The sequence below is a fragment of the Phocaeicola faecicola genome (assembly GCF_013618865.1).
Taxonomy (GTDB): domain Bacteria; phylum Bacteroidota; class Bacteroidia; order Bacteroidales; family Bacteroidaceae; genus Phocaeicola; species Phocaeicola faecicola.
Genome location: NZ_JABSOE010000045.1, coordinates 1 through 13,360 on the forward strand (window position 1 = coordinate 1; position 13,360 = coordinate 13,360).

12 protein-coding genes and 1 rRNA gene are annotated in these 13,360 nt (G+C 45.3%); 11 read left to right on the forward strand and 2 right to left on the reverse strand.

All coding sequences use genetic code 11. From position 1 onward, the window contains the following. The 6 genes from rrf to der all read left to right on the forward strand — a co-directional run. Window positions 1-80: ribosomal RNA gene (rrf, locus tag H3001_RS12515) — 5S ribosomal RNA — on the forward strand; the annotation flags it as partial. A 240-nt stretch (window positions 81-320) separates the two neighbouring features. Then, window positions 321-851 (forward strand): YceD family protein, encoded by a 531-nt coding sequence (locus tag H3001_RS12520; protein WP_181215130.1) that lies wholly within the window; start codon window positions 321-323, stop codon window positions 849-851. Window positions 852-866: 15 nt separating this feature from the next. Further along, window positions 867-1,052, forward strand: a complete 186-nt coding sequence (rpmF, locus tag H3001_RS12525; protein WP_007559879.1) for a 50S ribosomal protein L32 — start codon at window positions 867-869, stop codon at window positions 1,050-1,052. 110 nt (window positions 1,053-1,162) lie between these two features. Next, on the forward strand, window positions 1,163-2,164 hold the full coding sequence (locus tag H3001_RS12530; protein WP_178243591.1) for a beta-ketoacyl-ACP synthase III: 1,002 nt from the start codon (window positions 1,163-1,165) through the stop codon (window positions 2,162-2,164). Window positions 2,165-2,246: 82 nt separating this feature from the next. Continuing rightward, window positions 2,247-3,128: a GTPase Era gene (gene era, locus H3001_RS12535; RefSeq protein WP_178243587.1), complete on the forward strand. Its 882-nt coding sequence runs from the start codon at window positions 2,247-2,249 to the stop codon at window positions 3,126-3,128. Between the two features lie 39 nt (window positions 3,129-3,167). Next, window positions 3,168-4,481, forward strand: a complete 1,314-nt coding sequence (der, locus tag H3001_RS12540; RefSeq protein ID WP_178243586.1) for a ribosome biogenesis GTPase Der — start codon at window positions 3,168-3,170, stop codon at window positions 4,479-4,481. A gap of 118 nt (window positions 4,482-4,599) precedes the next feature. On the opposite strand, the gene H3001_RS12545 is transcribed toward der, so the two are convergent. Both H3001_RS12545 and H3001_RS12550 read right to left on the reverse strand, forming a co-directional pair. Beyond that, a complete protein-coding gene (locus H3001_RS12545) occupies window positions 4,600-5,379 on the reverse strand; it encodes an ABC transporter ATP-binding protein (protein ID WP_181215131.1) in 780 nt (259 codons plus the stop codon). After that, window positions 5,376-6,119, reverse strand: a complete 744-nt coding sequence (locus H3001_RS12550; RefSeq protein WP_178243584.1) for an MlaE family ABC transporter permease — start codon at window positions 6,117-6,119, stop codon at window positions 5,376-5,378. Before H3001_RS12550 ends, H3001_RS12545 begins: the two co-directional genes overlap by 4 nt. Window positions 6,120-6,305: 186 nt before the next feature. On the opposite strand from H3001_RS12550, the gene lptB reads away from it, so the two are divergent. From lptB to recQ, 5 genes are all read left to right on the forward strand, one after another. Continuing rightward, window positions 6,306-7,121, forward strand: a complete 816-nt coding sequence (gene lptB / locus H3001_RS12555; protein ID WP_178243583.1) for an LPS export ABC transporter ATP-binding protein — start codon at window positions 6,306-6,308, stop codon at window positions 7,119-7,121. A 243-nt stretch (window positions 7,122-7,364) separates the two neighbouring features. Then, complete coding sequence (gene tig / locus H3001_RS12560) at window positions 7,365-8,711, forward strand: trigger factor (protein WP_178243582.1); 1,347 nt, start codon at window positions 7,365-7,367, stop codon at window positions 8,709-8,711. Between the two features lie 168 nt (window positions 8,712-8,879). Then, on the forward strand, window positions 8,880-9,551 hold the full coding sequence (clpP, locus tag H3001_RS12565) for an ATP-dependent Clp endopeptidase proteolytic subunit ClpP (RefSeq protein WP_178243581.1): 672 nt from the start codon (window positions 8,880-8,882) through the stop codon (window positions 9,549-9,551). A 34-nt stretch (window positions 9,552-9,585) separates the two neighbouring features. Then, window positions 9,586-10,830: an ATP-dependent Clp protease ATP-binding subunit ClpX gene (clpX, locus tag H3001_RS12570; RefSeq protein ID WP_178243580.1), complete on the forward strand. Its 1,245-nt coding sequence runs from the start codon at window positions 9,586-9,588 to the stop codon at window positions 10,828-10,830. A gap of 157 nt (window positions 10,831-10,987) precedes the next feature. Then, entirely contained in the window at window positions 10,988-13,171 is a 2,184-nt protein-coding gene (gene recQ / locus H3001_RS12575; protein WP_178243579.1) for a DNA helicase RecQ, read from the forward strand. Window positions 13,172-13,360: the final 189 nt, after the last annotated feature.

Below are 13,360 nucleotides of genomic sequence, written 5' to 3' on the forward strand. Positions count from 1 at the left end.
CTTCCCATTCCGAACAGAGAAGTTAAGCTTCGTCACGCCGATGGTACTGCAGACTGTGGGAGAGTAGGTAGTCGCCGTTTTATTCAGAATCCCCGGAGTGGTCAACGCCCCGGGGATTTTTTTGTTTGTATACCTCTGATTGGTTGGTATGCTTCTGTAGCTATTTATATACCTCTGAAAAAAACGGGCAGATAACTTTAAAATATAAAAAATATATTTGCTTTCTAGGGATTATCAATATTTATTTGTATCTTTGTCGCCCGGTTTATATAGTATTGTAATTGGAAAAGTTAACTACATATCAGGTTGAATTGAAGAATATGAGAGAAGATTCATGTACTTATGAATATTCTCTGGGTGATTCTTTCTTTGCAAGTATCGAGGCTCCTGAAATCCAGAAAGGCGATTTAAAGGCAGTTCTGAAGGTAAAGAAAGGTATTGCTACGTATGCCTTGGATTTTCACATTGAAGGAACAGTGGTGGTTCCGTGCGACCGCTGCCTGGATGATATGGAAGTTGAGGTAGAAACCGATGATTCATTGAAAGTGAAACTGGGAGCGGAATATTCGGAGGAAGAAGATCTCATTATCGTTCCGGAAGAAGACGGATTTATCAACGTCGCCTGGTTTATGTATGAGTTTATTGCGTTGAGCCTTCCAATGAAACATGTGCATGCTCCGGGAGAATGCAATGAGGAGATGATGGGGACATTGAGCCAGCATTTGCGGGTAATGTCTGGAGAAGAGGAAGACCTGGGAGATAACTGGGGCGAAGACACGGAAGAAGATGCCGGCGACAAGGGAATCGATCCCCGCTGGAATGAACTGAAGAAAATATTGAATAATAATTAAATAAATTTTAGAAAAATGGCACATCCTAAAAGAAGACAATCAAAAACGAGAACTGCTAAGAGAAGAACTCATGATAAGGCAGTTGCTCCTACTTTAGCTATCTGCCCTAACTGCGGCGAATGGCATGTTTATCACACAGTATGTGGAGCTTGCGGTTATTATAGAGGTAAATTAGCAATCGAAAAAGAAGCTGCTCTCTAATCTGAGCGCTTTCCGTTGAACATGTTTGTGTGATCATGAAAGAATAAAGCCGGAGAGCTTTCGGCTCTTCCGGCTATATTTTTTTTATCAGCAAACGAAATTATGAAATGATGGAAAAAATAAATGCTGTAATTACTGGAGTCGGTGGATATGTACCCGACTATGTTTTGACCAATGAAGAGTTGTCAAGAATGGTCGATACCAACGATGAGTGGATCATGACTCGTATCGGAGTGAAGGAAAGACGTATTCTGAATGAAGAAGGTTTGGGTACTTCTTATTTGGCGCGTAAGGCTGCAAAACAACTGATGCAGAAAACCAACTCTGATCCGGATTCGATAGACTGTGTAATTGTTGCCACTACTACTCCTGACTATCATTTCCCTTCAACTGCGTCAATCCTGTGCGATAAACTGGGTTTGAAGAATGCCTATGCATTCGATTTGCAGGCTGCCTGCAGTGGCTTCTTGTATGCCATGGAAACAGCTGCAAGCATGATTCAGTCTGGCCGTCATAAAAAGATCATTATTGTGGGGGCTGATAAGATGTCGTCAATGGTGAACTATTCAGACCGTGCTACCTGTCCTATTTTCGGTGATGGAGCCGCTGCCTGCATGGTAGAAGCTACTACTGAAGATTACGGTATCATGGACTCTATATTGCGTACAGACGGTAAAGGACTTCCGTTCCTTCACATGAAAGCCGGTGGTTCTGTTTGTCCTCCTTCTTACTTTACAATCGACAATAAGATGCATTATCTGTATCAGGAAGGAAGAACCGTATTCAAGTATGCGGTATCAAACATGTCGGATGTAACTGCTGAGATTGCTTCCCGCAACGGCTTGAACAAAGACAACATCGACTGGATTGTTCCTCATCAGGCTAACATGCGAATCATCGACGCGGTGGCTTCACGCCTGGAAGTTCCTTTGGACAAAGTAATGATCAATATCCAGCGCTACGGTAATACCAGTGCCGGTACCTTGCCGCTGTGCCTGTGGGATTTTGAAAAACAATTGAAGAAAGGCGACAACATTATCTTCACAGCATTTGGTGCCGGATTTACATGGGGCGCTACTTATGTGAAGTGGGGATATGATGGTAATAAATAATCAAAGAAAGAATTCTATGACACTGATAAAAAAACGCATCCCAACCCGGTGCGTTTTTTTGTCTGTAAACTAAAATATATTTATGCACAAAGCCGGATTTGTAAACATTGTGGGTAATCCGAATGTCGGAAAGTCTACTCTAATGAATTTGCTGGTGGGCGAACGTATCTCGATTGCCACCTTCAAGGCGCAGACAACCCGTCACCGTATCATGGGAATCCTGAATACGGATGACATGCAGATTGTCTTCTCTGATACTCCGGGCGTGTTGAAGCCTAATTATAAGCTTCAGGAGTCTATGCTGAATTTTTCAGAGTCGGCGCTGGTAGATGCAGATGTGCTGCTCTACGTGACCGATACCATTGAAAAACCGGACAAGAATGCGGATTTTATGGAGAAAGTGCGCCAACTGACAGTTCCGGTTTTGCTGCTGATCAATAAAATAGACCTTACCAACCAGGAAGCACTGGTGAAACTGGTGGAGGAATGGCATGAGATGCTTCCGAATGCAGAAATCATTCCTATCTCGGCAAAGGCTAAGTTCAATGCCGACGTGGTGATGAAGCGCATCAAGGAGCTGATTCCGGACTCTCCTCCTTATTTCGGAAAAGACCAGTTGACCGACAAGCCAGCCCGCTTCTTCGTGACTGAAATCATCCGTGAGAAGATCCTGCTGTATTACGACAAGGAGATTCCTTATGCGGTAGAGGTGGTGGTAGAGCAGTTCAAGGAAGACGCGAAAAGCATCCACATCAATGCGGTGATTTACGTGGAACGTGAGTCGCAGAAGGGAATCATCATCGGACACCAGGGAAAAGCCCTGAAGAAAGTTGCGACCGAGGCACGGAAGACTTTGGAACATTTCTTCCAGAAGTCGATATATTTGGAGACTTTTGTAAAAGTAGATAAAGACTGGAGAAGCTCTGACAAGGAGCTGAAAAACTTCGGTTATCAGTTAGATTAAGAATATCGGCTGTGACAGCCGTAAATGAATGAAAATGATATGGGAAATTTAGTAGCAATCGTAGGACGTCCCAATGTGGGAAAGTCGACACTGTTTAATCGTCTGACCAAAACGCGTCAGGCTATTGTGAATGAACAGGCCGGTACGACCCGCGACCGCCAGTACGGAAAATCGGAGTGGCTCGGAAAAGAGTTCTCTGTAGTAGATACCGGGGGATGGGTAGTGAACTCGGACGATGTGTTCGAAGAAGAAATTCGCAAGCAAGTAGGACTGGCGATCGAAGAAGCGGATGTGATTTTGTTCGTGGTGGATGTAATGAACGGGGTAACCGACCTGGATATGGAGGTAGCCTCTATTCTGCGCCGCTCGAAGACTCCGGTCATCATGGTTGCCAACAAGACTGATAACAACGACCTGCAGTATAATGCCGCAGAGTTTTATTCATTGGGATTGGGCGATCCGTATTGTATCTCTGCGCTCAGCGGAAGCGGTACTGGAGATTTGCTCGACCTGATTCTGACCAAATTCAAGAAGGATGTGGAAGATATCATCGAAGAGGATATCCCCCGTTTTGCGGTAGTCGGTCGTCCGAATGCCGGAAAATCTTCGATTGTCAACGCGTTTATCGGTGAGGAACGCAACATCGTGACAGATATTGCCGGAACTACCCGCGATTCTATCTATACGCGCTATGACAAGTTTGGATTTGATTTCTACCTGGTAGATACTGCCGGTATCCGTAAGAAAAACAAGGTAAGTGAAGATCTGGAATATTATTCAGTCATCCGTTCTATCCGTGCCATTGAAAACTCTGACGTATGTATCCTGATGCTGGATGCTACCCGGGGTATTGAAGGACAGGACCTGAATATCTTCTCTTTGATCAACCGCAACCAGAAAGGTCTGGTGGTAGTGGTGAACAAATGGGACCTGGTGGAAGATAAATCGGCCAAGGTGATGAAGAACTACGAGGAAGCCATCCGCAACCGTTTTGCGCCTTTTACCGACTTCCCGATTATCTTTGCTTCGGCATTGACCAAACAGCGTATTTTCAAGGTGCTGGAGATGGCTAAGGAGGTTTATCAGGCACGTACGACACGTATCTCTACTTCTCGCCTGAACGAAGAGCTGCTGCCGTTGATCGAGGCATATCCGCCACCATCCAACAAGGGTAAGTATATCAAGATTAAATACATCACGCAGCTTCCGAATACACAGGTGCCTTCGTTTGTGTTCTTTGCCAACTTGCCTCAGTATGTGAAAGAGCCTTACAAGCGCTTCCTGGAGAACAAGATGCGTGAGCGCTGGAAACTTTCGGGTACTCCGATCAACTTGTTTATCCGTCAGAAATAAACCGTTCCTGCCGGCCTGAGGGCTGCTGGAAGGGAACAAAATAAAACCTCCCCCGGATATGCGGACCGCATCATCCGGGGGAGGTTTTTTGTGTAAGGTCCGGAAGACCTTACGGAGATTATTTCGCTGACTTCTCTTTCCCTTTATTCTCTTCCGTACGTACTTTCTGCAACAGGTCGGAAGCGAAGATGAAGTTGTTCAGCCGTTCGTTGGTCGCAGTAAACACATCGTCTTTGGTACCTTCCCATTCTTTGTTTCCCTGATAGATGTAGAGAATGCTGTCGCCGATACCCAGCACCGAGTTCATGTCGTGGGTATTGATGACCGTAGTCATGTTGTATTCTGTGGTAATGTCATGAATCAGTTCGTCGATGACCAGTGAAGTCTTAGGGTCCAGTCCCGAGTTGGGCTCGTCGCAAAACAGGTACTGGGGCTGTAAGGCAATGGCACGTGCGATGGCCACACGCTTCTGCATACCTCCACTGATTTCTCCCGGATACTTGTTCTGGGCATCAATCAGGTTGACACGGTCCAGACAGAACTGTGCCCGCTTTACCCGTTCGCGGTATGTCATGGTCGAGAACATGTCCAGCGGAAACATGACATTCTCCAGTACGCTCTGCGAGTCGAACAAGGCGGCACTCTGGAAGATCATTCCCATTTCCCGTCTCAGGGCCTTTTTCTCTTTTTTCCCCATCGATGTCAGGTCGCGTCCGTCGTAGAGTACCTCTCCCTTCTCGGGGGTGAGCAGACCTACCAGACATTTCATCAGCACGGTCTTACCCGAACCGCTCTGCCCGATGATCAGGTTGGTCTTTCCGTTTTCAAAAGTAAAGCTGATATCATTCAACACCGTACGGTCTTCGAATGACTTATAAAGTGATTTAATCTGTATCATCCCATTAACAATTGAGTAAGTATTAAGTCGGAAAACAAAATCAGTATGCTGCTTGACACGACAGCATCTGTACTGGCTTTTCCTACAGCGATGGAGCCTCCTTCTACCGTATATCCGAAATAGGCGGATACGCTGGCAATGATGAAGGCGAAGAACAGCGACTTGATGAAGCTGCACCAGATATACCATTCCACGAAACAGTACTGGAGTCCGTATTCAAGGTCGGTGGCATTCATGATTCCGGCGAACCAGGCTGTACAGAACGCTCCGATGATACCGGCGAATATACTGAAAATAACCAGGAACGGAATCATGGTCATCAGTCCCATGATTTTTGGGAGAATCAGGTAAGAGGCCGAGTTCACTCCCATGATTTCAAGGGCATCGATCTGCTGGGTGACGCGCATGGTTCCGATTTCGGAGGCAATGTTCGACCCTACCTTACCGGCCAGGATCAGACACATGATGCTCGAGGAGAACTCCAGCAACAGGATCTCACGGGTAGTATATCCTACCACAAAGCGTGGCATCCACGGACTTTCGATGTTCAGCTTGATCTGGATACAGATCACCGCTCCGATGAAAAATGAAATAAGTAACACGATACCGATGGAGTTGATTCCCAGCTGGGCCATTTCGCTGACGTACTGTTTGAAATACATCCGGAACCGCTCCGGGCGGGCAAAAACCCTTCCCATCAGCATCAGGTATTTCCCGAAAGTTGTAATTGGTTTAAGCATATAATTTCCTGTTTATATACACGTTTATATACACGGTTGGTTTTAAAATGTGACAGATGTGGAATCTGAATTTTACACAAAAATACTGCTTTTTAGCTATAATATAATAAAAGTAGGGTGAAAATAAAGGGAATGACCATATTACCCAAGATTTTTACTACTTTTGTAGCAGTTTAATGAATGATTATGGCAGAATTGGAAAATCAGCATACTGCGGAAAAATTTGAACTTCCGTCTGACGGGCGCATGGTGCTCCGTACGGAAAATCTGGTGAAAAAATACGGCAAGCGTACGGTGGTAAGTCATGTTTCCATTAATGTGAAACAAGGGGAAATTGTGGGATTGCTGGGCCCGAACGGTGCCGGCAAGACAACTTCTTTTTATATGACAACCGGTTTGATTGTGCCGAATGAAGGGCATATCTATCTGAACGACCAGGATATCACGGATTATCCGGTATACAAGCGTGCCCAGAACGGTATCGGCTACTTGGCACAGGAGGCTTCGGTCTTCCGCAAGATGAGTGTGGAGGACAATATCGCTTCGGTGCTGGAACTGACCAAGACTTCCAAGGAGTACCAGAAGGAAAAACTGGAAAGCCTGATTGCCGAGTTCCGTCTTCAGAAAGTGCGCAAGAACCTGGGTGACCAGCTTTCGGGAGGAGAAAGACGACGTACCGAAATCGCGCGCTGTCTGGCCATCGACCCGAAGTTCATCATGCTGGACGAGCCTTTTGCCGGTGTCGACCCGATTGCCGTGGAAGATATCCAGCACATCGTATGGAAGCTGAAGGACAAGAACATCGGTATCCTGATTACCGACCACAACGTACAGGAAACCTTGAGTATTACCGACCGTGCCTATCTGCTGTTCGAAGGCAAGATCCTGTTCCAGGGAACTCCGGAGGAACTGGCCGAAAACAAGATTGTGCGCGAGAAATATTTGAGTAACAGTTTCGTGCTCCGCAGAAAGGACTTCCAGGCACGGGATATACGTGAATGACGCCTGTGCGGTGCCTCTCCTCAATACTTATCGGGTAAATACGGTTGTACTCCCTTCACGGCAGGTGGAGGAGGTGCTTTGTAGTGTCTCTCTGGTATCCTTCTGCTCCGAAAAAGAAGGATGTAACCAAACAAACTGAAAAAAAACTTTGTCTGTTTGGTAGTTGAAAGATTAAACATTATTTTTGCAACCTCGTTGAGTATATTTTTGAAAAATATTAATAATTAAATAAATAAGTCGGAAATGAATATTTCATTGCAAAACGTAAACAATGTAAGCGCAGTGCTTACAGTACAGATTGAAAAAGCTGACTATCAGGTACAGGTTGATAAGTCATTGAAGACTCTTCGTCAGAGAGTAAATATGCCGGGATTCCGTAAAGGAATGGTTCCTATGGGACTGATCAAGAAGCAGTACGGCGTTTCTGTGCTGATCGAAGAAGTTGATAAGCTGATGCAGGAAAAGGTGGGTGAGTATATCCGCGAAAACAAAGTGAACATGCTGGGTACTCCGCTGCCGAAAGAAAATAACGTAAACTTTGAGACAGACGAAAACTTCGAATTCTCTTTCGATATCGCTCTGGCTCCTGAATTCAATGTAGAACTGTCTGCTGCTGACACTGTAGATTACTACGATATCGAAGTAACAGACGCAATGGTAGACCAGCAGGTGAAGATGTATACTCAGCGCACTGCCAAATACGACAAGGTAGAAGAGTATCAGGAAAACGACATGCTGAAAGGTCTGCTGGCTGAGCTGGATGAAAACGGCAGCACAAAAGAAGGCGGTATCCAGGTAGAAGGTGCAGTAATGATGCCTTCTTACATGAAGAACGATGACCAGAAGGCTATCTTCAACGGTGCAAAGACAAACACTGTACTGGTATTCAATCCTTCTGTAGCTTTCGATAACAACGAAGCAGAACTGGCTTCTCTGTTGAAGATCCAGAAAGAAGAAGTGGCTGCACATGCAGGTAACTTCAGCTTCCAGATTGAAGAAATCACTCGTATGATTCCGGGTGAACTGAACCAGGAACTGTTCGACCAGGTATTGGGCGAAGGCAAGGCTTCTAACGAAGAAGAATTCCGTGCACAGATCAAGGAAACTATCGCAGGACAGTTTGCAGCTGACAGCGACTATAAGTTCCTGATCGATGTACGCAACTATATCGTAAACAAGATCGGTAAACTGGAATTCGCAGACGATCTGATGAAACGTATCATGTTGGAAAACAACAAGGAAAAAGGTGAAGAATTCGTTTCTGAACACTACGAAAAGAGCCTTGAAGAACTGACATGGCACCTGGTAAAAGAAAAACTGGTTGCAGCAAACAACATCAAGGTAGAACAGGCTGACGTAAACGAAATGGCTAAGGAAGCTACTCGTGCTCAGTTTGCTCAGTACGGTATGATCAACGTTCCTGAAGAACTGTTGGAAAACTACTCTAAGGAAATGTTGAAGAAACGTGAAAGCGTTGAAGCTTTGGTGAACCGTGTGGTTGAGTCAAAACTTTCTGAAATCCTGAAAGGCCAAGTAACATTGAACCACAAAGCTGTATCAGCAGAAGAATTTAATAAAATGTTTCAGTAATTCTCTCCGGTGAATATATGACTGGAGCAAATTGCTAAAACTTACTAAAAGAGAAGCTTTAGACTCAATTTTTTTCCGTTGAAGAACCAGGTTTTGTACTTTTGTTCTCTCGGAAAAGCGGAGTCGAAGGCTTCTCTTTTATTATTTATCCTAAAATATGTGCTATTTATGAATGATTTTAAAAAATTCGCGACCAAGCATTTGGGAATGAGCAGTATGGTGCTCGATGACGTGATCAAATCGCAGGCCGGATATCTTAATCCTTATATCCTGGAAGAACGTCAGCTTAATGTGACTCAGCTCGATGTGTTCTCACGCCTGATGATGGATCGTATCATTTTCCTGGGAACTGAAATCAATGATTATACAGCCAATACGCTGCAGGCACAGTTGCTTTATCTGGACTCGGTAGATTCGGGAAAGGATATTTCTATTTATATCAACTCGCCGGGCGGATCGGTATATGCCGGACTGGGCATTTATGACACCATGCAGTTTATCAGCAGTGATGTGGCAACCATCTGTACCGGAGTAGCCGCTTCTATGGCTGCGGTGCTGCTGGTTTCCGGTAAGGAAGGAAAGCGTTCGGCGCTGACTCACTCTCGTGTCATGATTCATCAGCCGATGGGAGGTGCACAGGGACAGGCTTCTGACATCGAAATTACTGCCCGTGAAATCCAGAAATTGAAAAAGGAACTTTATTCAATCATTGCAGAACATTCGCATACTGATTTCGACAAGGTATGGGCCGACTCTGACCGTGATTACTGGATGACAGCGGCTGAAGCCAAGGAATATGGCATGATTGATGAAGTGCTTTCTCGTAAGCCTTCGCTCTAATACGAGATTGTGGGATTTTAATAATTAAACTACATTGGAAGATAAGTCAACGAAAAAGAATAAACGGCGCTGCAGTTTCTGCGGACGCACGGAAGATGAAGTGGGCTTCCTGATTACCGGGATGAACGGCTGTATTTGCGACAGCTGTTCGGAACAGGCGCACGAGATTGTGCAGGAAGCCATGCAACAGAAAGGAAAGGCTGGGAACCTGAATTTGTCGGAACTTCCCAAGCCGAAAGATATCAAGGACTTTCTTGACCAGTATGTGATTGGTCAGGATGACGCTAAACGGTATTTGTCGGTAGCGGTATATAACCACTACAAGCGCCTGCTGCAGCCCAGCAGCAAGGATGATGTGGAGATTGAGAAGTCGAACATCATCATGGTAGGTAGTACCGGTACGGGAAAGACATTGCTGGCACGTACGATTGCCAAGCTGCTGCACGTACCTTTTACCATTGTGGATGCTACGGTGCTGACCGAAGCCGGTTATGTGGGTGAGGACATTGAAAGTATCCTGACCCGTCTGCTCCAGGCTGCCGACTATAATGTGCCTGAGGCTGAAAGAGGCATTGTGTTTATCGATGAAATAGACAAGATTGCCCGCAAGGGAGACAATCCTTCGATTACCCGTGACGTGAGCGGTGAAGGAGTGCAGCAGGGATTGCTGAAACTGCTGGAAGGCTCTATCGTGAATGTACCTCCACAGGGAGGACGCAAGCATCCGGAACAGAAACTGATTCCGGTCAATACAAAGAACATTCTGTTCATCTGCGGCGGAGCTTTCGATGGCATTGAACGGAAGATTGCCCAGCGCCTGAATGCCAATGTGGTGGGTTACAGCGCTGCCAAGGAAACCGTGAAGATTGACCGCTCGAACCTGATGCAGTACATTGCTCCGCAGGACCTGAAGTCGTTCGGACTGATTCCTGAAATTATCGGACGTCTGCCGATTCTGACCTATCTGAATCCGCTTGACCGTACGGCGTTGCGCAATATCCTGACCGAACCCAAGAACTCCATTATCAAGCAATATGTCAAATTGTTTGAAATGGATGGAGTGAAACTGGAGTTCCAGCCGGAGGTATTGGAATACATTGTCGACAAGGCGGTGGAATATAAGCTGGGAGCACGTGGCCTTCGCTCTATCGTGGAAACTATCATGATGGATACGATGTTTGAGATACCTTCTCATCATACCGATTCATTTGTAGTGACACTGGAATATGCACAGGAGCAAATGAACAAGGCAAACCTGTCTCGGCTACAGATGGCTTAATTGCGAAAAGAAGTGATGAAAAAGTAATTTTTTGTGTAAAATATTCTCTGAAATAGTTGCGTAATATCGGAAGTTGTTTATAACTTTGTTATATACGAAGTTTCAAAAAGAGACTTTTATCTGAATATTATAGAGAATCACTAAAACAATTAAGACAATGGCAGACCACATCAATTTAACGGAGCAGTTGAAAAAGTATTTTGGTTTTGATACCTTTAAGGGGAATCAGGAGGCTATCATCAAGAATCTGCTGGCCGGAAAGGATACTTTTGTCCTCATGCCTACGGGAGGAGGTAAATCACTGTGTTATCAATTGCCTTCTTTGCTTATGGAGGGTACGGCAATTGTGATATCGCCCTTGATTGCTCTGATGAAGAATCAGGTAGATGCCATGCGGAACTTCAGTGAAGAAGATGGTGTGGCGCACTTTATCAACTCTTCTTTGACGAAAGCTGCCATTGATCAGGTGAAATCAGATATAAAGGCTGGTAAGACGAAATTGCTGTATGTGGCGCCGGAATCGCTGACAAAGGAAGAAAATGTGGACTTTCTCAAACACGTGAAGATTTCTTTCTATGCAATCGATGAAGCGCACTGTATTTCGGAATGGGGACATGATTTCCGACCCGAATATCGCCGCATCCGACCGATTATCAATGAAATCGGAAAGGCTCCGGTGATTGCTCTGACAGCAACCGCTACTCCTAAGGTGAAGATGGATATCCAGAAGAACCTGGGAATGGTGGATGCTACGGAGTTCCGTTCTTCGTTTAACCGTCCTAATTTATATTACGAGGTACGTCCGAAAACAAATAATGTAGACAAGGACATTATTCGTTTTATCAAACAGAATGAAGAGAAGTCGGGTATTATTTATTGCTTGAGCCGTAAGAAAGTGGAAGAGCTTGCCGAAATCTTGCAGGCAAACGGAATCAAGGCGCGTCCTTATCATGCAGGAATGGACTCTGCCACACGTAATGCCAATCAGGATGCTTTCCTGAAGGAGGATGTGGATGTGATCGTGGCTACGATAGCCTTTGGAATGGGAATCGACAAACCGGATGTACGCTTTGTGATTCATTACGATGTTCCAAAGAGCCTGGAAGGTTACTATCAGGAAACCGGACGGGCCGGACGAGACGGGGGAGAAGGTCGCTGCATTACGTTTTATTCAAACAAAGACCTGCAGAAACTGGAGAAGTTCATGCAGGGAAAGCCTGTGTCTGAACAGGAGATAGGAAAGCAACTGCTGCTGGAAACGGCTGCATACGCAGAGTCGTCGTTGTGCCGCAGAAAGATATTGTTGCATTATTTTGGTGAAGAATATACAGAAGATAATTGTGGTAATTGTGATAACTGTTTAAATCCGAAAAAACAAGTGGAGGCTCAGGATTCATTGTGTGCAGTGATTGAAACAATCATTGCGGTTAAAGAAAATTTCAAACAAGATTATATTATAGATGTGCTTCTGGGCAAGGAGACATCTGAAGTGTTGGCTCATAAACACGAAGACTTGGATGTCTTCGGTTCAGGAATGGGGGAAGATGAGCGGTTGTGGAACGCTGTAATCCGTCAGGCATTGATTGCCGGCTATTTGAGCAAGGATGTGGAAAACTACGGCCTGCTGAAAGTGACTCCCGAAGGACATAAGTTCCTGAAAAAGCCTAAGTCTTTCAAGATTGTGGAAGATACAGACTTCGATGAGGAGGAAGTGGAAGAGGTTCCGATGCGGAGCGGTGCTTCGTGTGCAGTGGATCCGGGACTGTTCTCCATGCTGAAGGACTTGCGTAAGAAGATGTCGAAAAAACTGGATGTGCCGCCTTATGTGATTTTCCAGGATCCGTCTTTGGAAGCGATGGCGACGATTTATCCGGTTACGCTGGAAGAACTGCAGAATATTCCGGGAGTGGGAGCCGGAAAGGCGAAACGTTACGGACAGGAGTTCTGTGATTTGATCAAGAAGCATTGTGAGGAAAATGAAATCGACCGTCCGGAGGATCTGCGCGTACGTACCGTAGCCAACAAGTCGAAACTGAAGGTTTCCATCATTCAGAGCATCGACCGTAAGGTGGCACTGGATGACATTGCCGTAGCAAAGGGCATCGAGTTCGGTGAACTGCTGGACGAGATAGAGGCAATCGTATATTCGGGTACCAAACTGAATATCGATTATTTCCTGGAAGATGTGATGGATGAAGACCACATGCTGGATATCTACGACTACTTCAAGGAATCGACCACGGATAAGATTGATGATGCGATGGATGAACTCGGCGCTGACTATACAGAAGAAGAGATTCGTCTGGTACGTATCAAGTTTATTTCGGAAATGGCCAATTAATAACCGGTTGCATCCGGTACATGATAAAAAAGGCACTGCCGCGGATATTGCCGGCTGTGCCTTTTTTCTGTAATACAACTTCCGTACATTCCGGCTTGTCTATCTGGAAATTAGCGGGAAAAAGAAAAATAATCACGACATATATTGTCGAAAAATATGTTAATCCGACTGGGCGGTTTGGAGAAAATT